Raw genomic sequence first — 20692 nt, 5'->3', positions numbered from 1 at the left:
CAAAGACCACCGTGCGAGACTGAGCGCATGAGCATGATGGGCGGAGCCCCCAAGGAACACGGCGCGACGGTCGCCGAGTACACGGCGTACGAGGCGGCGCAGAAGGCCGTCTCGACCCTGATCGCGGCCGACGTCCCCGCGCAGGACATCGCGATCGTCGGGCGCGGTCTGCGCTCGGTCGAGCGCGTGACCGGTCGTCTCGGCTACGCCACAGCGGCGCGTTCGGGCGCCATCAACGGCGTCCTGCTCGGGCTCCTGTTCGCGGCGATCTTCGTGCTCGGAAGCCCGGGAGCCGTCCTGCAGCTCTTCGTCGGCGTCATGCTCGTCGGTATCGCCCTCGGCATGCTGCTGAGCATCATCAGCTACTCGATCCTCCGGCGTCGGCGCGACTTCACCTCGGTGACCCAGGTGATCGCCGACCACTACGACGTCACCGTGCTGCCGCGCAGCATCGGCCGTGCGAAGCAGCTGCTCGGCGCGCCCGCCGCTCCGTCGTCACCGCCGGCGCGGCCCGCCGATCCCTCCGAGCCGCCGCGGTACGGCGAGCGGGTCGATCCCGGCGCGCCGGTGCCGCAGGCGGGCGAACGCGTCGATCCGGCCCCGGCGCCCGTCGCGGGCGAGCGCGTCGATCCGGCGGAGCCGCCGCGGTACGGCGAGCGGGTCGATCCGGCACCGGCGCCGCCCGCGCTGCCTCCGCAGGAGGGCGCGAACCCCGCAGGTCCCGACCCGCAGCGATGATCCCGGTCTCCCTGCCCTCGGGCCGGGTCGAGCTCGACGCCTGGATCGATGAGGCCACCGATCCGATCGCCGTGATCGCCCTCGCTCACGGCGCGGGTGCGGGCCACGAGCATCCCTTCCTCGAGGGCGTCGCGCACGCGTGGAGCGCAGCGGGCTTCACCACGGTCCGCTTCGACTTCCCCTATCGGCACGCCGGGCGACGGATGCCGGGTCCCGCCGCGCACGCGATCGAGACCTGGTCGGCTGTCGAGACCTACTGCCGAGGGCTGCGGCCCGGCATCCCCTTCGCGGCAGCAGGCAAGTCCTACGGCGGGCGGATGGCGTCGATGGGGGCCGCGGAGGGGCGGATCACTCCCGACGCACTCGTCTACCTCGGCTATCCGCTGCACCCTCCCGGGCGCCCGGAGAACGCGCGCGCGGCGCATCTGCCGTCGGTGTCCGCACCGCAGCTGTTCCTCGCGGGCACGAAAGATCCGTTCCTGCAGCCGCTCGCCGATCTCGAGGCCGCCGTCGCGTCCTGCCAGGTCGCCGACATCGAATGGTTCGAGGGCGGGGGACACTCGTTCGAGGTCGCCGGGAAGAAACTGCCCGCACACGAGGTCGGTGCGGCCACCGCACGGACCGCCGTCCCGTGGCTCTCAGCGCGGCTTCAGCGTCCCGTCGCGTAGCCCTGCACGCCGCGCGGGTTGGCCGCGCCCCACAGGATGCCGGTGCCCCGGTCGACGCCGACCGCCGACAGCCGGCCGAGAGACCAGTCCCCGGCCCGCGTGACGCGGTGACCCCGCTCGACCAACCCGTCGAGGACGCGGTCGCCCAGACGGTCCTCGGCGGCGACCCCGGTCGGATCCCACGTCCGCGGCCAGAACGAATCCACCATCGCCGTCGTGTGCAGCGTGGGAGCGTCAATCGCCTGCTGCGCCGTGTACCCGCCGACGAACATGCGCAGCAGCATCGGCAGCTGCCACTGGTCCTGCTGGTCCCCGCCGGGGGTCCCGAGCGCGATACTCGTGTCACCGTCGTGGACGAGCGTCGGCGACAGCGTGGTCCGCGGACGGTGCCCGGGGCGAAGGGCCGCGGGCGCATGCTCGTCGAGCCAGCACATCTGCAGGCGTGTACCGAGACAGAACCCGAGCGAGGGGACCGTGGGGGAGGACTGCAGCCAGCCTCCTGACGGAGTGACCGAGACGATGTTGCCCCATCGGTCGACGACGTCGATGTGGCACGTATCCCCGCGCGTCTCGCCTGTACGCGCCACGGTGGGCTCGCCGGTACCGGCCGCGGCCGCGCCCTCCCGGCGCAGCGGAGGCCGCCAGGGGGGCATGCCGGGAAGCTCGGCGGGGCGCCACTGCGACGAGGCGCGGTCGCCGATCTCGGCCCGCCGCGCCGCGACGACGGCGTCGGCCAGGAGAGGAGCAGCATCCGCACCCTCTCCGAAGTAGGCATCACGGTCGGCGAGGACGAGCTTCAGAACCTCGATGAGCGTGTGTGCGCCGTCGGCGGTCGAAGGATCGAGCTGCACGTCCGGGAGCGGCTCGAGGATGCGCAGGGCCTCGAGAAGAGCGGGGCCCTGCGACCAGGCATCCGCTTTGAAGACCGTCCGGCCGCGGAAGCCCACGGACAGCGGAGCCTCGTACCGCGCCGGCGCGTCGACGAGGTCGGCGGGGGCGAGGACGCCCGCGTGATCGGTGCCGCTGGAATGCCGGTGAGGGCGGGCGAGGAACGCGCAGGCGTCGGTGAGAAGCCGCCGCCACTCCGTGCGCGCCGCGTCGATCCGCGCGGCGCGCTCGTCGACGGGGTCGCCGGCATCGGCGAGGCGGCGCAGGACACCGGCGTAGGCGGGGTTACGGTGCAGGGCACCCGCCGCAGGGACGTCGCCTCCGAGCAACCACAGGTCCGCCGAGGACGGCCAGTGGTCTCGGAACAGGTCGGCGACGCGGCCGATCGTCGCCGCAGCGGACGGGAGGAGCGGATGCCCCTCTTCGGCGTACGCGATCGCGAACGAGAGGACGTCGGCGACGGACCATGTGCCGTGGTCGCGGAGCAGGAGCAGCCAGGCATCGACGGCGGCGGGGATCGCCGCGGCCAATCCGCCGGCGCCGGGGACGAGATCGAGACCTTGTCCGACGACATGCTCGATCGTCGCCCCGGCGGGTGCCGCGCCCTGGCCCATGAGGACTGTCGGCGTCGCGGCATCCGCCGGCTGGAACAGCCCCACGAGGTCGCCGCCGGGACCGTTCAGGTGCGGTTCGACGATGTGCAGCACGAATCCGCCGGCGCAGGCCGCGTCGAACGCGTTGCCGCCGCGCTCGAGGACGGCCTGCGCGGCGGCGGTCGCCGTGGCATGGGTGGATGCCGCCATCCCGAACGTCCCCGTCAGTTGAGGGCGCGTCGTGAAAGCGGGCGGCGGCGTGTACCCCGACATCGTCATCGCCGCGACCTCAGGCGCGGGCGATCCAGGCCTCGATCTCATCGGCGGTGCGGGGGATGTCGGCCGACAGGTTGACCGGACCGTCCTCCGTCATGAGGATGTCGTCCTCGATGCGTACGCCGATGCCGCGGTACTCCTCGGGGACCGTCAGGTCGTCGATCTGGAAGTAGAGCCCCGGCTCGATCGTGAAGACCATGCCGGGCTGCAGTTCGCCGTCGTAGTACATCTCGCGACGCGCCTGCGCGCAATCGTGGACGTCGATGCCGAGGTGGTGGCTCGTGCCATGGACCATGTAGCGACGGTGCTGTCCGCCGCGGTCCGCGTCGAGCGCCTCCTCGGCGGTCACGGGGAGAAGGCCCCACTCGGCCGTCCGTGCCGCGATGACTTCCATCGCGGCTTCGTGGATCGTGCGGAACTTCACGCCCGGGCGTGCGGCGGCGAAGGCCGCATCGGCCGCTTCGCGGACCGTCTCGTAGATCCGCCGCTGGACGGCGGAGAACGTGCCCGACACGGGAAGGGTGCGCGTGATGTCGGCCGTGTAGAGACTGTCGACCTCGACGCCCGCGTCGATCAGGACGAGGTCGCCCGGGACGACCGCGCCGTCGTTGCGCGTCCAATGCAGGTAGCAGGCGTGCGGTCCCGACGCGGCGATCGTGTCGTAGCCCTCGCCGTTGCCGTCGGTGCGTGCGCGGAGGTGGAACACCCCTTCGATCGCCCGCTCGCCGCGCGGCGTGTCGATGATGCGGGGGAGTTCGGCGACGATGTCGTCGAACCCGCGTCCCGTCGCCTCGACGGCCAGACGCATCTGCGCGATCTCGTACGGATCCTTCACGAGACGCATCTCGGACACGAAACGGGTCAGCTCGTCGTCGACCTCGACCGTCCTGTCGCGATCTGACTCCCGGAACGCATCGACGTGCGCGGTCGCGATGCCGAGCTCGGCCGCCACCTCGTCGAGGGACGGACGCGGCCCGATCCAGAACTCGCCGATCGCGGCATCCGCGTAGAACTCGGTCGTCGTCCGATCGGCGCGCTCGCGGAGGTGCAGCGTGACCTCGTGCCCGCTGTCAGTCGGGTCGAAGACGAGGACGGAGTCGGGGACCGCATCCGCGCCCCACCCGGTGAGGTGCGAGAACGCCGAGTGCGCGCGGAACGGGTAGTCGGTGTCGTTCGACCGCTGCTTGAACGAGCCGGCGGGGATGACCAGGCGCGAACCCGGGAAGGCGGCCGAGAGGGTTGCTCGGCGTGCGGCGGCGTAGGGCGCCTCGGCGCGCTCCGAGGGGCGCGACGCGGGGCGTTCGGCCCAGCCCGTCGAGATCGAGTCGAGGAAGCCGGCGGGGAAGGGCTGCTTGCGATTGGTGGTCGCTGCAGTCGGGGTCTCAGGGGTCTCCGTTGCGATGGTGTCGCGCTCGTCGGTGGTCATCGTCCCAGTCTCGCACCGACCGCCTGGGACGTCAGCCCACCGGCTCCAACTGCACGATGACCGGACGGTGGTCGCTGCCCGACCCGTCGAGCGAGGTCACGACGACCGACCCCGTCGCGCGCCAGGCATCCGTCGCCATGACGTGGTCGATGGGAGCGCCCAGCAGAGCGGGCCAGTCGGTGTCCCACGTGCCGACGGCACCGTTCCCCGTGACCGATGCCGCGTCATGGCATCGACCGAGGGTTCCGCCGCCGGTGCCGAAGCGGCTCATATGGTCGACCGTGGCGTTGAAGTCGCCGGCGAGGATCACATCAGGGCTCGCGCACTGATCCGCGACCCACCGGAGGTCGCTGCGCCAGTGGTCCATGTCGTTCGGCCTCGGCGCGACGGCGTGCACGGCGACGATCGTCGGTCCGTTCCCGTTGACGGGCATCGCCACGACGCTGGGGACGACCGACGTGTTGCGCGTTCCGGAGGAGTCGGACGTCACGACGGCGTAGTCGCCGAGCTCGGGGGAGATGAGGAGCGTCGTGTAAGTGGCATCCCACCCCTGGTAGTTCTCCTCGTGGACCCACATCGGGTTTCCACGTTCGCGCATCGCGACCGCGATCGCCTTGCCCGTCTCCTCCGTCGTCTCGGGGAGTGCGACGACGTCGACGTCCATCGCGATGGCCGTCTGCACGATCGCGTCGACGTCGGTCGCCGCCCCTGCGGTGTTCCATGTCATCACGCGGATGCTGTCGGCGGTGGGTTCCGGGAGCTCCGGCGTCCCGACACCGCGGAAGGCGAGGATGCCGACATTCGCCGCACAGGCGAGGATCCCGATCATCGCGATCCCCGCGCCGAAACCGCGGGTGCGGCGGCCGAGGCAGACGAGGAGGCCGAGCAGGGCGACGACGGCGAAGCCCACGGCGACGATGGGGCGGAGCGAGACGAGCTGGGCGATCGGGAAGCTCTGCTCGAGTCGGAAGAACTGCGGCCACGTGAGGATCGCGGCACCGATGGCGGCGGCGATCGTGAAGAGGATCCCCGTCAGTCGCAGCACACCACGACACTAAGCGGGGAGGCTGGGGAGTTTCTGCGCGCGCTACGCTCGTGAGCATGTCCGCCGGGTCGCACGCTCCATCTGCCCCCCTCGGGCCGGGCGATCTGCACCTGCATTCGGACCACTCGGATGGGACCGAGCCTCCCGCCGCGGTCATGGCGGCCGCGCACCGCCACGGCATCCGCACCGCCGCTCTCACGGACCACGACACGACGTCGGGGTGGGCCGAAGCCGCAGACGCGGCCGTCTCGCTCGGGATGTCCTTCCTCCCGGGCATGGAGCTGTCGGCGCGCCATGAGTGGCGGAGCGTCCATGTGCTCGCCTACCTGATCGATCCCGAGGATGCGGGTCTGCGCGCATTGACCGATCGCATCCGCGCCTCGCGCCTCACGCGCGCCCGTACCATGGCCGACCGCATCGGCCGCGACTACGACCTCACGTGGGAGGACATCGAGGAGCAGACCGCCGACGGAGCGACCGTGGGGCGGCCGCACATCGCGGACGCACTCGTCGCGCGCGGACACGTCCGCGATCGGGGCGAGGCGTTCGGCGGCATCCTGTCACCCGCGAGCGAGTACTACGTCGCGCTGTACGCCCCTGATCCCGTGACCGCCGTCGCCGCCGTCGCGGGGGCCGGAGGCGTGCCCGTCATCGCGCATCCGGCGGGCCGCGCCGGACTGCTGCCCAGTCGGATCGTCCGGGGCATGCTCGACGCGGGCCTCGCCGGATTCGAACTCGGCCACCGTGAGAACGTGGAGCCCGCGCTGAGCGAGCTCCACCGGCTGGTCGCCGAACGGGGCCTGATCGCCACCGGGTCGAGCGACTACCACGGACGCGGTAAGCCGAACGTGCCGGGGGAGAACACCACGTCCGAGGAAGCGATCGCGCGGATCGTCTCCCTCGGGACGGGGAGTTCGCTCGTCACGCCCTAGCAGGGCGCCCGCGCTCAGGCGCCGGCGACCGGCGCGCCGGAGCCCGACCCGCCGCGACGGCGACGACGGCGACGTGCGGGAGCGGGCTTGCCGTCATGGTGCTCCTTGCCGGCACCGTCGTGGGTACCCGCGCCGTCGACGGTGCGCTCGGCGCCGTCGGATGCGGCGGGTGCGGCGTCGGCTGCCGACGACTCGCCGTCCGCGGTGAACGTCGAACCGACCTTCGCGTCCGCGCCGCCGGTGCGGCGACGACGGCGACGGCGGGTACCGGCATCCGTCGACTGTTCCGCGGCGGCGTCGGCCGCACGTGCGGGTGCCGAGTTGGTGCGCGCGGGTGCGGCCTTCGGTGCCGTCGCGATCCGACCCTTGGTGCCGACCGGGATGTCGAGGTCCTCGAACAGGTGCGGGCTCGACGAATACGTCTCGAGCGGTTCGGGCTGACCGAAGTCGAGAGCGCGGTTGATGAGGGCCCACTTGTGCAGGTCGTCCCAGTCGACGAACGTCACCGCGATGCCGGTCTTGCCGGCGCGGCCGGTGCGGCCGGCGCGGTGCAGGTAGGTCTGCTCGTCGTCGGGGATCGTGTGGTTGATGACGTGGGTCACGTCGTCGACGTCGATGCCGCGGGCGGCGACGTCGGTCGCGATGAGCACGTCGCGCTTGCCCGCCTTGAAGGCGGCCATCGAACGCTCGCGCGCTTCCTGGCTCATGTCGCCGTGCACGGCGCCGGCGCTGAAGCCGCGGTCGCCGAGCTCGTCGACGAGTCGCTGCGCGGCGCGCTTGGTACGCGTGAAGATGACGGTCTTGCCCCGGCCCTCGGCCTGCAGGATGCGCGCGATGACCTCGTCCTTGTCGAGTGAGTGCGCGCGGTAGACGACGTGCTTGATGTTGGCCTGCGTGAGGCCCTCGTCGGGGTCGCTCGCCCGGATGTGGATGGGGTTCGACATGAACCGGCGCGCGAGCGCGACGATCGGGCCCGGCATGGTGGCCGAGTAGAGCATCGTGTGGCGGACGGGCGCGACCTTCTGGAAGATCTTCTCGATGTCGGGGAGGAACCCGAGGTCGAGCATCTTGTCGGCCTCGTCGAGGACGACCTCGGTCGCGTGCGACAGGTCGAGCAGGCGCTGGTTGTTGAGGTCGATGAGTCGGCCCGGCGTGCCGACGACGATCTGCGCGCCGGCCTTCAGCTGGTCGATCTGTCCTTCGTAGGCCTTCCCGCCGTAGATGGCGACGACGCTCGTGGCGCGCCCCGAGGTCAGCATGTCCATGTCCTCGTAGACCTGAACGGCGAGCTCTCGCGTCGGGACGACGATGAGGGCCTTGACGCCGGGCTCGGGGTTCAGGCCGAGGCGCTGGACGACGGGGATGCCGAAGCCGAAGGTCTTGCCGGTACCGGTCTTCGCCTGGCCGATGATGTCCTGGCCGGGCAGGCCGAGGGGGATGGTCTGCTCCTGGATCGGGAACGTGTCGACGATCCCCTTGGCGGCGAGGGTGTCGACGATGTCCTGATCGACGCCGAGCTCTGCGAACGTGGTCATGCTTTTCCGTGCCTGTCTGGCGGTGAGATGCCGCCGTGATGAGGGTCCACGCCCTTCACTCAGCCCCAGGCGCGGGGTCCCGATCCGACGCCGGGACGGATCCACCCTACCGGAGGGGTGCCTCCCGCCCCGTAGGCTGGCCCCGTGGTGAGGTGGTTCTGGCAGCGACGGCGACCCCCCGGGCGCATCCTGCGGTTGCGGTCCCGCGATGAGGCGAGCGATGTTCGCCGTGTCGACTTCCAGCAGCTCGCTCCCGACGTGGCGACCTACCTCGGACAGGCGGCCTACCTCCAGCTCGGGTACGCCGAAACGCTGAGCTCGGTCATCGAGCGGAGCCCCGAGCTCGCGCACAAGGAATCGCTCTCCCGGGCGACGGGCGCGGCGCTGCTCAAGCACCAGGCGCTGGTCGAGCTCATCCGCGACCGGGGCGATGACCCGCTCGAGCTGATGCTCCCGTTCCGGGAACCGCTCGACGCCTTCCGCATGGCGACCCACGGGATGCGTCCGCTCGAGACGATGCTCACCGTGCACGTCACGGCGGGTCTGCTCGACGACTTCTATCTGTCCCTCTCGGGCAGCTACGGCGATACGGGTCGCCGAGCCGCAGCGATCCTCCGAGCGGATGCCGACCGCTCGCCGCTCGTCGCGATCATCTCCGATGCGATCTCGACCGATGACGAGCTGCGCTCCCTGCTGAGTCTGTGGGGTCGGCGCCTGGTGGGCGACACGCTCTTGGTCGCGAGGGGCGCGCTGCGCTCGAGTGCGACGGAGCGTCGCGGCGCGCTCGACCTCGACGACGAGAAGCAGGTCGAGCCCGTGTTCACCCAGCTCCTGGGGGCGCACTCCCGCCGGATGACGAGCATCGGGCTCGACGCCTGATCCCGCCGATCCGCGCTCAGGCGATGCCGAGTTCGCGCTGCGTCCGAGCGTCGCGCGCGGCGCGGAGTCGGGAGACCACGAGCAGTGCGATCGGGACGACGATCACCGGGACCGCGATGCTCAGGAGCCAGATCCAGCCGCTGTCGGGACCCATGCCGGCCCAGGTGAGCGCGGTCCACGTCCCGGTCCCGAGCAGGGCGCCGAGGATCGCTCCCACGGATGCGCCGCGCATCGAGCGGAGCGGAAGCGCGTAGTGCGCGGCCGCTCCGGCGATCGCTCCTAAGACGAGCGCCAGGACGACGAGCATGTCAGGCGACGAAGCCCACGCGGCGGGACTGGTCGGTTCCGACCTCGACGAAGGTGATGCCCGCGGTCGGGATGAGGTAGGTCGCGCCCTTCGCATCGGCGAGGGTCACGTAGTTCGCGCCGCTGTCGAGCGCGGCGCTGACCGTCTGCTTCACAGCCTCGGCGGTCTCGTTCGAATCGAAGCCGAGCTCGCGCGAGTTGGCGATGCCGATGCGGATCTCCACGGTGATGCCTGCCTTTCCCGGCCCGGGTCTCCGGGCGCGTTTCGAGCCTACGACACCGGCCGGTCCGGGGATGCGGGTGGCTGCTCGCTGTCGGCGAACGAACGCGGGCCCGGCGCGCGGGGCGCCGCGCCACGGGTGTCCGCGGTGCCGGTTAGCGTGGACGGCATGCCCGCTGTGCCTTCCCGACCCGACCCGGCGCAGCTGGCGGTGATCGCGCTTGACGACACCGCCTCCGGCGTCGTCATCGGGGCGCCCGGAACGGGGAAGACGGCGACCCTTGTGAACCGCGTCGTCGCTCTCATCGACGGGGGGATGACGCCTGAGGAACTGCTCGTGCTGACCCCGACCCGGACGGCGGCTACCGGGTTGCGGGATCGCCTCGCGGTGGGTGTCGGCGTCGCGACGAGCGGTCCGCTCGCCCGGTCGGTGGCTGCCTTCGCGTATCAGGTGGTGCGCGCGCATGCCGTCCACACCGGTGATGAGCCCCCGCAACTCCTGACCGGGCCCGACGAGGACCGCATCATCGGCGACCTGCTCGCCGGTGACGCCGAGGACGAGCAGAACGGGCCGTCCCGGTGGCCGGAGTGGCTCGCCTCCGACATCCGCTCCACTCCGGGCCTGCGCGCGGAGATCCGCGCCTTCCTCGCGGAGATGACCACGCTCGGCATCGAACCCGGCCGGCTCGCCGCGCGCGCCGACGCGACGGACAGGCCGGTGTGGGCGTCGCTGGCGTCGTTCGCAAGGGAGTATCGCGCCGTCCGCGCGCGCATGCGCGGCGCGCACCGGGATGCCGCCGGCCTCGTGCGCGAGGCCGTGGGGCTCCTCCGCGACGCCCCCGCGGGCTCGCCCGCTCTGGGCTCGGTCGCCGGCCTCCGAGCGATCCTCGTCGACGACGCCCAGGAGTTGACTCTCGGTGGCGTCGAGCTGCTCGAGGCATGCCGGACGCGCGGCATCTCCGTCCTCGCTTTCGGTGACCCCGACGTCGGCTCGGGGTCCTTCCGCGGTGCGCATCCCGAGAACTTCGCGCGACTCGCCACGACGACGCACGTCCTCGACCGCGTGCACCGCGGGACGGCGGCGCAGCGCGACCTCACGGCACAGGTCACCTCGCGTATCGGCGCGGCCGGCCTCGTGGCGCACCGGCATCCACCCGTCGGCGTCGATCCGGATGAGAGCGTCCGCGCATTCACGCTGCGATCGGGAGCCGAGGAGTTCGACGTTATCGCCCGACTCCTGCGGGAGCGCCATGTACACGACGGGATCCGCTGGGAGGACTGCGCGGTCATCGCCCATGACTCTCGACAGGTCACGGCCCTCGAGGCGGAGCTGTCTGCGCGCGACGTCCCGACCGCGGCGGTCGGCCCCGCCCGTGCCCTCGCCGAGACGGTGATCGTCCGGGATCTCCTGCGCACCGTCGATCTCGCCGCGATCGCATCGGCGGAACGCACGGACGACGACGTGCTCGATGCGTTGGTCGGCGGTGGCCTCGACCCGGTGGAACTGCGTCGCCTGCGCGCCGCACTCCGCCACGCGGAGCTCCGGAGCGGCGGCGAACGGTCCGCCCGGGATCTGCTCGCGTCGGGGATGCGGCATCCGATCGAGTTCGACATGATCGACACCCCCGAAGCTCGCCGCGCCGCGCGCGTGGCCCGCACTCTCGCAGACCTGGGAGAGCAGTTGCAGGCCGGTGCGACCGCCCACGAGCTCCTCTGGACGGTCTGGGAGCAGCGTGGCCTCGAACGTCAGCTGCGATCCCTGGCGGACGGTCAGGGATCGATGGCCGACGGAGCCCGTCGCGACCTCGATGCCGTCGTCGCCCTGTTCGAAGCGGCGAAGCGGCACGGGGAGCGCGAGGACGGCACGGCGCCGATCGACTATCTGCGCGCTCTGCTGCACTCCGAGGTCGCCGAGGATCGCCTGCGGACCGGGACCGTGACGAGCGGCGTCCAGATCTCCACGCCGGCTGCAGCCCTCGGCCTCGAGTTCGACACCGTGATCATCTCTGGTGTGCAGGACGGGGTGTGGCCGAACCTCCGACTGCGCGGCAGCCTCCTGGAGACCGCGCGGCTCGCCGAGGAGGACACCGACCGCGACACCGCGGACCGGCGCCGCGCGGTCCTTCACGACGAGCTCCGACTGTTCGCGCGTGCGGTGTCCCGGGCGCGGTCCCGGCTCGTGGTGACCGCGGTGGACGACGACGACTCCGGCCCCAGCGTCCTGTTCGAGCTGCTGCCCCCCGCGATGCCCGCTCCGCGCTCGGCAGAGCACCCGCTGACGCTGCGCGGTCTCGTCGCAGCCCACCGTCGCACGCTCACGGATCCGCGCAGCGCGGAATCGGCGCGAGCGGGGGCGGCGGGGCAGCTCGCTCTCCTCGCCGAGGCCGGCGTCCCCGGCGCGGATCCGGCCCAGTGGTACGGACTCGCCGAGCCGACCTCGACGTCTCCCATCCGAGACCTCGATGCCGCCCCGCTGCACATCTCGCCGTCGCGCATCCACGCCCTCGAGCAGTGCCAGCTCGACTGGGTCATCGGCGACCTCGGAGGCGATCCCGGGACTGCCGTCGCGGGACTCGGAACCCTCCTGCACGCTGCCCTGGAACGTGCGGAGGCGTCGGATGCCGAGACGCTCTGGGCCTTCGTCGAGGAAGGCTGGTCGCAGCTCGAGTTCGACGCCGCGTGGATCGACGAGGCCGAGCGCCGTCGCGCCCGCGACCTCGTCGACAGACTCGCCGCCTACCTCCGCGACACGGAGCGGGACGGCACCACCCTCGTGGGCGCGGAGCCGCACTTCGAGGTCACGCTGCCGGTTCCGGATGCTGCGCACCCGGCGATCCTGTCGGGGTACATCGACCGGGTCGAGCGCACGCGGGACGGCCGCGTCGTCATCGTCGACCTGAAGACGGGTCGGTATGAGGCGACGGGGGACCAGGCCGCTGCGGAGAACCCGCAATTGGCTGCATACCAACTGGCCTTCGAGCGCGGGGCGATCCCCGAGGTGGCAGGTGCCGACGGGGGCGGGGCGAAGCTCCTGGTCCTGAAGGGGACGCGGAACGCTCCCTACGCTCAGCCGAGGCAGGCACCGTTCGACGACGAGACGCGCGCGGCGTTCCTCTCCCGCGTCGATGAGGCGGTCCGTGTGATGCGAGGAACCTCGTTCATCGCCCCCTTCGAGGAGCACTGCCGCGACGACCACACCCGCGGGCTCTGCCGCATCCACACGATCGGGCCGGTGAGTTCTGCGTGAGTGCCCCGTTCGTCAGTCCCGAAGCGGTCGCGGCGGCCCTCGGCCAGTTCCCGCCGACGACCGAGCAGTCAGCGGTCATCTCCGCGCCCATGTCTCCCGCGCTCGTCGTCGCGGGAGCCGGGAGCGGTAAGACGGAGACGATGGCCGGCCGCGTCGTGTGGCTCGTCGCCAACGGCCTCGTCCGCCGCGACGAGGTGCTCGGACTCACCTTCACCCGCAAGGCCGCGGGCGAATTGGCGGAGCGCATCGGGTCGCGGCTTCGCCGGCTCGCCGAGTTCGAGCGGCGAGGACTGCTCCCGCAGCTCGAACGACTCCACGCCGACGGTCGTCTCGCCGTGTTCGGAGAGCTCGAGCGCTCGGGCGCCCCCGACTCGGCCCGCCGCGCCGCGCTCGACGCTCTCGCGCCCGATGGCGCCGCGCCGGACGCGGGAGACGCGCTGCTCGAGCGGCCCGCCGTCTCGACGTACAACAGCTTCGCGGATGCGATCGTGCGCGAGAATGCGGTCCGGATCGGCCGCGACGCCGAAGCGGTGGTGCTCAGCGAGTCGGCGGCGTGGCTGCTGATGCGCCAGGTCGTGCTGTCCTCCGACGACCCGCGCCTGCCCGATCGCCCGGAGCGACCCTCGACGATCATCGACGCCGCTCTGCGGATCGCTCGGGACAGTGTCGACAACCTCGTCGCCCTCGCCGACCTCGAGGCATTCGCGAGCGGGTTCCAGGACGTCCTCGACAGGCCGAGTCAGCGCGCCGGGACGACGGTCTATGCGGACGTGCGGACGGCGGCTGAGAAGGTATCGGGGCTCACAGTCCTGACCGCTCTGGCGCGCACGTACGACGCCGAGAAGCGTCGCCGCGGCCTGATCGACTTCTCCGACCAGGTGGCCGGCGCTCTGCAGGTCGTCCGCGTACATCCGTCGGTGGCCGACGAGGTGAGGCAGCGCTACCGGGTCGTCCTTCTGGACGAGTACCAGGACACGTCCGTCGTGCAGACGGATCTGCTGGCCGCCCTGTTCCGCGGAACCGCGGTCATGGCGGTCGGCGACCCGCACCAGTCGATCTACGGGTGGCGCGGCGCGAGCGCGGGCAACCTCGGCGACTTCGCGCGATCCTTCGATCCGGATGCCGCGGCTCGCACCTACTCGCTCCTGACGAGTTGGCGCAACGGCGTCGACGTCCTCCGCGCCGCCGGCGCCGTCCTCGAGCCGCTCCACGCACCCGTCGAGGTCGGAGCTCTCCGCCCCCGCCCGGGAGCCCCCGCCGGACGCGTCGACATCGCCGTCGAAGACGACGTCGACGCGGAGGCGGGCGCCGTGGCCGACTGGTTCCGCGACGTCCGAGAGGAGCGTCAGCGTGCCGGTCGTCAGACGACGGCAGCGGTGCTGGTCCGGAGCAAGAAGCACATGGTCCGGTTCGCCGACGCGCTGGGGCGGCGCGGCATCCCGCATCGCATCCTCGGGCTCGGCGGACTCCTCTCGACACCGGAGGTGGTCGACGTGGTCGCCGCGCTCCGGGTGATCAGCGACCCGCGAGCGGGGTCCTCTCTCATCCGCTTGCTCGCCGGGCCGAGGTGGTCGACCGGGCTCGCGGATCTGCGCGAGCTCGCCCAGGTGGCTTCCCGGCTGGTCCGTCACGACACGGCGCTTCAGCCGCTGCCGCCCGAGCTCGCGGAGACGATCCGCTCCTCGGCCGGGGACGAGGGCGGCTCGCTCGTCGCGGCACTCGACTTCGTCTCGCGGCAGAAGCCCGACCACGGCTGGCTGGGCGGATTCACCCCGGCGGCGCGGACGCGGTTGCGAGAGGCGGGCGCGGTCTTCGCGGGACTGCGCCGCGCATCGGCCCTTCCGATTCCCGAGCTCGTCCGGCTCATCGAGGCGGAACTGCGTCTGGACGTGGAACTGGCCGCGAACGAGTCGCGCGGCCCCGCCCGGACGGCCTCGGATCAGCTCCGCGCCTTCATCGATGAACTGCACGGCTTCCTGCAGACCGACGAACGCGGCTCGCTGCCGAGTCTGCTCGCCTGGTTGGACCGGGCGGAACGCATCGACGAGTTCGCCCCGCGCACGGAGCCCCCCGAGGAGGACGTGGTCCAGCTGCTGACGATCCACGGTTCGAAGGGCCTCGAGTGGGATGCCGTGGCCGTCGTCCGCGGCGTCGAGGAGGAGCTTCCTGCTCGGCTGCAGGACGCGAAGGGCTGGGTGGGGTTCGGGGTGCTGCCGTACTCCTTCCGAGGGGACAGGGATTGGCTCCCCGACCTGAGATGGCGCGCGCACGACGCACCCACCCAACAGGACCTCAAGACCGCTCTCGGATCGTTCACCGAGGGGATCCGTGAGCGCCACCTGGCAGAAGAGCGGCGTCTCGCGTACGTCGCCGTCACCCGGGCGCGTGAGCATCTGCTGATCTCCGCCTCGCCGTGGGCGGGTACCAAGAAGCCGCGCCGAGTGAGCAGATTCGTCACCGAGATCGCCGCGGAGCTCGAGATCCCGCTCCCCGAGGTGGACGTGACCGAGAACCCCTACGAGGGTGCGCGAGCCACCCTCGAGTGGCCCATCGACCCGCTCGGCGCACGCGGGCCGAGGGTCCGGGATGCTGCTGCGCGCGTGCGAGAGGCGATGGTTTCGACCCCGGCGACACCCACCCGCGACCTCGAGCTGCTGCTCGCCGAGCGGGCCGCGCGCGCGGCCGGCCAGGAACGCGCCGCACCGACCCGCATCCCGGCATCACGGTTCAAAGACTTCGTCGCCGACTACGACGCGGCGGCGACGGCGGTCGCGCGCCCGCTGCCGGAGCGGCCCTACCGGCAGACCCGGCTCGGGACGCTGTTCCACTCCTGGGTCGAGCAGCGCTCCGGCCTCGTGGGGAGGTCCCGTTCCGCGGACGACGTCCTGTGGGACGACGACGAGGACGTCGTCTCGATGTCCTCCGCCGACGCCGATGCGCTGGACCGACTGCGGGAGGCCTTCCTCGCGTCGGAGTGGGGCCCGCTGCAGCCGATCGAGGTGGAGACCGAGATCGACTTCGTCGACGTGGACCCGTTCGGTGACGGGCGCCCGCACATCGTCATCTGCAAGCTCGATGCCGTCTACCGGCGGGGGGACCGCATCGAGATCGTCGACTGGAAGACCGGCCGCCCGCCGCGCACGGCAGCCGAACGGACCGAGCGGATGCTGCAGCTCGAACTGTACCGACGGGCGTACCACGCCAAGCACGGGGTGCCCCTGGAGATGATCGACGTCGCGCTCTTCTACGTCGCGGACGGACTCATCCTCCGGGCCTGACCGGACGCCCCTCAGCGGGCGGGAGGGCTCAGGCGGTTCCCGTCCAGCGGCGGAGCGCATTCTTCGCGGCGTCGTCGGGGTCGCGCTCCTCGGCCGCCGGCGCCTCGTCGGTTCCGGGCCAATCGCTGAACTCGATCGGTTCGGTCTCGTCGCCCTCGCGGGATGCCGCCGGCTCAGGAGCCTCGTCCTCGTAGCCGTCCAGCATCCCGGGGTCGTACGCGTCGGTCTGCATCGACGTGTCGATGGACTCGGTGGTCGCTGCGGGCACGCGGCCGATCGCCGCGATGGCGTCGTCGATGCTCACCGTGCCCGATCCGATCGGCGGCTCGTCGCGGACGCTCTCGTCGAGGGAGGTGAGCAGGGCGACGGCATCCGTCATCACCGAATCGGACGCGGATTCGTGTCCGTGCACGAGCCACTTGGCGAACTCGAGCTCGGCATGCAGGCGAGCGCGCTCGGCGAGCATCGTGTCGGGCGAGCGTCCCGCGGCCGCGGTGTACGCGGCGATGACGTCGGGGGCGGCGTCGGGGGCACTGGCGATCCAGCGGAGGTCCTCGGCGGGGTCGCCGACGCTCAGTCCGCCCCAGGCCAGCAGGCCGTCGACGGTCGGAACGCCGTCGACGTCGGTCAAGGTGAAGGAGGCGGGATCGATGCCGCCCAGGACGACCGTGGGCTCGACGTTCCACAGGCCGTCGAGCGCGATCGCGCGGCTCCACCGACGCAGGAGCCCGAACGGGAGACGACCGGTGGCTTCGGCGCGGTCGAGGAGGCGCTCGGTGTCGGAACGGACCTGCGCGGCCGTGCGGAACGGAAGGCCCGCGCTCTGGACGATCGAGGTCGGCAGATCGTGGATGCCGGCGATCGCCGTCGCAACGGCTGTCGCCACACCGCGGCCGGCCGGGATGTGCGCCGCGTCCACGCGGTACCCCGGCAGGTGGGTCTCGACACGCGCGGTGCGGCCGTCGATCCGTGCGTGGCCGAGGACCTCGGGGGCGCGGAACGGAAGCATGGCCCGGACACCGGCCGTCAGCGCAGCGAGCGCGGCAGCCTCCCGCGAGGCGTCCGTTTCGGCCTCGTCGCTCTCGGGCACCCGGACGACCAGCCGTGTGCCGTCATCGAGGTGGACGAGCGCGCTGTCGTACCGTCCGCCGGCCCCTTCGCTCAGCCGTCCCGCTGCGGTGATGCTCGTGCGCACGCCCGAGGCTTGCGAGAGAGCTGCCGTCGCCGCCGCGGCTAGAGTGAGAGGAGAGCGTGCCATGCCCCCCAGGGTAGGCGGGGCCCGCCGCAGCGCATTCGCGCCACGCCCGCAAGAGAGGTCCTCGATGACGACGAAGGACGTCCCGCCGCCACTGGCTCGAGCGGTCATCGACCGTGCAGCCGACGAGCGGCTCGACGAAGGTCTGCTCACCCGCATCCAGCAGGACGCCGGCACGCGTGTCTTGCTCCTGCACGGCGACCGAGCCCCGCTCGACCAGCATTCCGCGCTCCGGTGGCTGCGGCCGGACGCCGTCCCCGGAGACGCCGTCTGGGCCTTCCTGGGACGGGACGCAGGCAAGCATGCCGTCGCGCTGGCGGCTCTGCCCGCCGCGGCCCCCGAGCCGGTCGTGGATGCGGCGGGCTGGGGCAGCCTGCGCGTGATCGGCGGAGAACTCGATCCCGACGACGCCGGACGCGTCGTCCAGGGGCTGAGCCTCGGGCGCTGGCTTCTCGACGCGCCGTTCTGTCCGACCTGTGGAGGCGCGACGGAGATCCAGCAGGCCGGCTGGTCCCGGCGATGCGTCGTCTGCGGACGTCAGCACTTCCCCCGAACGGATCCCGCCGTCATCGTGGCTGTCGCGAGCGCGGACGGTGAACGACTCCTGCTCGGGCGCAACGCGGCGTGGGGCGACATCCCGGTGTACTCGACGTTCGCCGGATTCGTCGAGGCGGGGGAGTCCCTCGAGACCACCGTCGAACGCGAGGTCGCCGAGGAGGCGGGCGTGCGCCTGGACCGCATCGTCTATCGCGGTTCGCAGGCGTGGCCGTACCCGCGTTCGCTCATGCTCGGGTTCACCGCCTACGCCGTCGCCGATGACGAGGCGCGTCCCGACGGGGAGGAGATCCTCGACGTCCGTTGGTTCACGCGCGCGGAGATCCGCGAGGCTCTCGCGGGTCGCGGTGAGATCCGCCTCCCGGGGTCCGCGTCGATCGCACGCAGCCTGATCCTGCGGTGGGTGGGGGAGTGAGCTCGGACCCCCTCGCCGATCTCGACGACCGTCAGCGCGAAGCGGCGAGCACCCTCCGGGGTCACGTGTGCGTCCTCGCGGGTGCCGGTACCGGAAAGACGCGTGTCATCACACACCGGATCGCTCACGGCGTCGACACCGGCGCCTACTCGCCGCAGCGCGTCATGGCGGTCACGTTCACGACGAAGGCCGCCGGCGAGCTGCGCGGCCGACTCCGGTCGCTCGGCGTGGAGGGAGTCGCGGCACGCACGTTCCACGCTGCCGCCCTCGCACAGCTGAACTTCTTCTGGCCCCAGGTCGCGGGAGACACCGCCCCGGCGATCGTCGACAGCAAGGTGCGCCTCCTCGCTCACGCCGCCGACGGGATCGGGCTCCGCCTCGATGCGTCGACGCTGCGTGACGTCGCCTCGCAGATCGAGTGGCGCAAGGTCACGATGCGATCGATCGAGGACTACGCGCAGGTGCGGCCCACCGGCATCCCGGGTCTTTCGATCGACCCCCTCGTCGGCCTGCAACGCGCCTACGAGAAGCTGAAGGACGAGCGTCGTCAGCTCGACTTCGAGGACGTCCTGCTCGCGTGCGCCGGGATGATCGAGTCCGAGCCACGCGTCGCGACGGCCGTCCATGAGCAGTACCGGCACTTCACGGTCGACGAGTATCAGGACGTCTCGCCAGTCCAGCACCGCCTGCTCCAGCTGTGGCTCGGCGACCGCAAGGATCTGTGCGTCGTCGGCGACGCGAGCCAGACGATCTACTCGTTCGCGGGCGCCGATCCGCGCTATCTTCTCGAGTTCGCCCAGCGCGACGAGGACGTCACCGTCGTGCGCCTGGAGCGGAACTACCGATCGGATGCCGCGGTCCTGGCCGTCGCGAACGAACTCATGCGCGGGCGGCCCGGGGCGCTCCAGCTCGTGACGCCGGCCCCCGCCGGTCCCGCGCCCGAGGTCACCTCCTACGACGACGACGCCGCTGAGGCCGACGGCATCGCGGATCGGATCGCCGCGCAGCTGAAGGCGGGAATCGACCCGCACGACATCGCGGTCCTCTACCGTTTGAACGCCCAGTCGGCGCCGCTGCTGGCTGCGCTCTCGTCGCGCGGCATCGCCGCGACCGTCCTCGGCGGCAAGAGGTTCTGGGACCTGCCCGAGGTCCGTCAGGCGCTCCTCGCACTGCGTGGCGCGTCGGTCGCGCCGATGTCCGGATCCTTCATCGCGACGGTGCGGGACGTGCTGCGGTCGCTCGGGTTGAGCGACGAGGCTCCGCCCGCGGGCGGCGCGCTGCGCGATCAGTGGGAGGCGCGGGCTGCGGTCCTCCGCCTCGCCGAGGAGGCGCCGGAGGGCACGACCCTGCGGGCGTTCACCGACGAGCTGACCGCCCGCGCCAAGGCCCAGCACGAACCGGCGATGCGCACCGTGACCCTCGCGACCCTTCACGCGGCCAAGGGGTTGGAATGGGCGCACGTGCATCTCATGGGATTGAGCGAGGGATTGCTCCCGATCTCCTACGCGACGACGTTCGAGCAGGTCGACGAGGAACGCCGCCTGGCCTACGTCGGCGTCACGCGGGCCGCGCGAACGCTGTCACTGTCGTGGGCGCAGCGGTCGGGGAATCGGGAGCGTCAGCGATCCAGATTCCTTCAGGAGATCGGCAGAGGCACGCTCCGTGAGGCCGGTGCTCGCGGAGCTCGCGCCGGTCGACCGTCGCGCTGACGACGATCGATCGCCCGGCGTCTCCGGTCCGGAGCACGCGCGCGGCGAGCGTCGCCGCCTCGACGAGGAGCAGCGGGTCCGTCGGGACCGATGGCCGGGCGAGCAGTTGAGCGGCGACGAGCGGCCACTCCGGATCACGCTCGCGTCGTTCGGCGTGCACGCACGCGAGGCAGGCGGTGGCGCCGGGGATCACGAGCGGTCCCACCACGACCCGATCGCCCGACAGCTCGATGGGAAGGTGCGGGATGTCGCTCGCCGTGAGGCGCGCGGCGCGATGCGGGTCGACCAGGCGAGCCGCCACGAGGATGATCGGCGCGTACCCCGATGGCAGCGTCCAGCGCGCCGTGTCCTCCACGGTCAGGCCCGCGCCCGCCATACCCGCCAGCAGCGTCCGCTCCTCCTCCTGCGCGAGGTCTGCGGGGAGCTCGACGCGCACCGGAGGGCTCGCGACCTCGTCGGTGACGAGCGAGTCCTGGATGCGGCGGATGAAGGCGCTCGCTTCGGCATCGCTCGCGCCCAGTTCGCGTGCGAGCGGACCGAGTCGCGCGTCCGGGATGCCGCTGACGAGTTCATCGAGCAGTCGCTCCTGCCACGGGCGCAGTCCCGTCAGGGGAGTCTCGTCGTCGATCCCCAACTGGACGCTCGTGGGTGTCCGCCAGAGCGGAGGATGCGAGGGAGCGAGGCGCAGCATGCCGCGATTCTGTCGGCGACCGCCGCGCGGCGTGGG

General features: G+C 71.9%; 15 protein-coding genes. 8 read left to right on the top strand and 7 right to left on the bottom strand.

Going from position 1 to position 20692, the window contains the following annotated elements; genetic code table 11:
- Positions 1–27: 27 nt before the first annotated feature.
- Positions 28–738: a general stress protein gene (locus tag ABCU91_RS10725; protein WP_307470266.1), complete on the top strand. Its 711-nt coding sequence runs from the start codon at positions 28–30 to the stop codon at positions 736–738.
- A complete protein-coding gene (locus ABCU91_RS10720; RefSeq protein WP_413353663.1) occupies positions 735–1406 on the top strand; it encodes an alpha/beta family hydrolase in 672 nt (223 codons plus the stop codon). The genes ABCU91_RS10725 and ABCU91_RS10720 overlap by 4 nt, the downstream gene beginning before the upstream one ends.
- Here the strand turns inward: ABCU91_RS10720 and ABCU91_RS10715 are convergent.
- Genes ABCU91_RS10715 through ABCU91_RS10705 form a run of 3 tightly spaced genes read right to left on the bottom strand, consistent with a single transcriptional unit; the run spans position 1388 to position 5634 of the window.
- The gene (locus tag ABCU91_RS10715; protein ID WP_413353662.1) at positions 1388–3166 is read right to left on the bottom strand and encodes a gamma-glutamyltransferase family protein; all 1779 of its coding nucleotides are present in this window, start codon (positions 3164–3166) and stop codon (positions 1388–1390) included. The genes ABCU91_RS10720 and ABCU91_RS10715 overlap by 19 nt on opposite strands.
- Before the next feature lie 10 nt (positions 3167–3176).
- Entirely contained in the window at positions 3177–4589 is a 1413-nt protein-coding gene (locus ABCU91_RS10710) for an aminopeptidase P family protein (RefSeq protein ID WP_413353661.1), read from the bottom strand.
- Between the two features lie 31 nt (positions 4590–4620).
- Entirely contained in the window at positions 4621–5634 is a 1014-nt protein-coding gene (locus ABCU91_RS10705) for an endonuclease/exonuclease/phosphatase family protein (protein WP_413353660.1), read from the bottom strand.
- A gap of 56 nt (positions 5635–5690) precedes the next feature.
- Between ABCU91_RS10705 and ABCU91_RS10700 the strand changes: the two genes are divergently transcribed.
- Positions 5691–6566, top strand: coding sequence for a PHP domain-containing protein (locus tag ABCU91_RS10700; protein ID WP_413353659.1), 876 nt, complete (start codon positions 5691–5693; stop codon positions 6564–6566).
- A gap of 14 nt (positions 6567–6580) precedes the next feature.
- Here ABCU91_RS10700 and ABCU91_RS10695 read toward each other — a convergent pair whose 3' ends face one another.
- A complete protein-coding gene (locus tag ABCU91_RS10695; RefSeq protein ID WP_413353658.1) occupies positions 6581–8101 on the bottom strand; it encodes a DEAD/DEAH box helicase in 1521 nt (506 codons plus the stop codon).
- 144 nt (positions 8102–8245) lie between these two features.
- Between ABCU91_RS10695 and ABCU91_RS10690 the strand changes: the two genes are divergently transcribed.
- Positions 8246–8980, top strand: a complete 735-nt coding sequence (locus ABCU91_RS10690) for a ferritin-like fold-containing protein (protein WP_406924047.1) — start codon at positions 8246–8248, stop codon at positions 8978–8980.
- 16 nt (positions 8981–8996) lie between these two features.
- Here ABCU91_RS10690 and ABCU91_RS10685 read toward each other — a convergent pair whose 3' ends face one another.
- Together ABCU91_RS10685 and ABCU91_RS10680 are read right to left on the bottom strand one after the other, a co-directional pair.
- Entirely contained in the window at positions 8997–9287 is a 291-nt protein-coding gene (locus ABCU91_RS10685) for a hypothetical protein (RefSeq protein ID WP_413353657.1), read from the bottom strand.
- A gap of 1 nt (position 9288) precedes the next feature.
- Positions 9289–9510 (bottom strand): DUF3107 domain-containing protein, encoded by a 222-nt coding sequence (locus ABCU91_RS10680; protein ID WP_091354373.1) that lies wholly within the window; start codon positions 9508–9510, stop codon positions 9289–9291.
- 165 nt (positions 9511–9675) lie between these two features.
- Between ABCU91_RS10680 and ABCU91_RS10675 the strand changes: the two genes are divergently transcribed.
- Complete coding sequence (locus tag ABCU91_RS10675; protein WP_413353656.1) at positions 9676–12753, top strand: ATP-dependent helicase; 3078 nt, start codon at positions 9676–9678, stop codon at positions 12751–12753.
- The gene (locus tag ABCU91_RS10670; protein WP_413353655.1) at positions 12750–16031 is read left to right on the top strand and encodes a UvrD-helicase domain-containing protein; all 3282 of its coding nucleotides are present in this window, start codon (positions 12750–12752) and stop codon (positions 16029–16031) included. The genes ABCU91_RS10675 and ABCU91_RS10670 overlap by 4 nt, the downstream gene beginning before the upstream one ends.
- A 28-nt stretch (positions 16032–16059) precedes the next feature.
- Here ABCU91_RS10670 and ABCU91_RS10665 read toward each other — a convergent pair whose 3' ends face one another.
- A complete protein-coding gene (locus tag ABCU91_RS10665; RefSeq protein WP_413353654.1) occupies positions 16060–17289 on the bottom strand; it encodes a phosphotransferase in 1230 nt (409 codons plus the stop codon).
- A gap of 64 nt (positions 17290–17353) precedes the next feature.
- Here ABCU91_RS10665 and nudC point away from each other — a divergent pair, with 64 nt between their 5' ends.
- Entirely contained in the window at positions 17354–18256 is a 903-nt protein-coding gene (nudC, locus tag ABCU91_RS10660) for an NAD(+) diphosphatase (protein WP_413353653.1), read from the top strand.
- Entirely contained in the window at positions 18253–19965 is a 1713-nt protein-coding gene (locus ABCU91_RS10655) for an ATP-dependent helicase (protein WP_413353652.1), read from the top strand. Before nudC ends, ABCU91_RS10655 begins: the two co-directional genes overlap by 4 nt.
- The last annotated feature ends 727 nt before the right edge of the window (positions 19966–20692 follow it).

Source organism: Microbacterium phoenicis, from assembly GCF_047302325.1.
GTDB lineage: Bacteria > Actinomycetota > Actinomycetes > Actinomycetales > Microbacteriaceae > Microbacterium.
The sequence above is the reverse complement of the archived record's forward strand: the minus strand, read 5'-3'. Positions and strand labels throughout refer to the sequence as shown.

What these genes read in the sequence shown, in the direction of transcription:
- ABCU91_RS10725 (WP_307470266.1), top strand. Translation starts at nt 28, where the DNA reads ATGAGCATGATGGGCGGAGCCCCCAAGGAACACGGCGCGACGGTCGCC.
- ABCU91_RS10720 (WP_413353663.1), top strand. Translation starts at nt 735, where the DNA reads ATGATCCCGGTCTCCCTGCCCTCGGGCCGGGTCGAGCTCGACGCCTGG.
- ABCU91_RS10715 (WP_413353662.1), bottom strand. Translation starts at nt 3,166, where the DNA reads ATGACGATGTCGGGGTACACGCCGCCGCCCGCTTTCACGACGCGCCCT.
- ABCU91_RS10710 (WP_413353661.1), bottom strand. Translation starts at nt 4,589, where the DNA reads ATGACCACCGACGAGCGCGACACCATCGCAACGGAGACCCCTGAGACC.
- ABCU91_RS10700 (WP_413353659.1), top strand. Translation starts at nt 5,691, where the DNA reads ATGTCCGCCGGGTCGCACGCTCCATCTGCCCCCCTCGGGCCGGGCGAT.
- ABCU91_RS10695 (WP_413353658.1), bottom strand. Translation starts at nt 8,101, where the DNA reads ATGACCACGTTCGCAGAGCTCGGCGTCGATCAGGACATCGTCGACACC.
- ABCU91_RS10685 (WP_413353657.1), bottom strand. Translation starts at nt 9,287, where the DNA reads ATGCTCGTCGTCCTGGCGCTCGTCTTAGGAGCGATCGCCGGAGCGGCC.
- ABCU91_RS10675 (WP_413353656.1), top strand. Translation starts at nt 9,676, where the DNA reads ATGCCCGCTGTGCCTTCCCGACCCGACCCGGCGCAGCTGGCGGTGATC.
- ABCU91_RS10665 (WP_413353654.1), bottom strand. Translation starts at nt 17,289, where the DNA reads ATGGCACGCTCTCCTCTCACTCTAGCCGCGGCGGCGACGGCAGCTCTC.
- nudC (WP_413353653.1), top strand. Translation starts at nt 17,354, where the DNA reads ATGACGACGAAGGACGTCCCGCCGCCACTGGCTCGAGCGGTCATCGAC.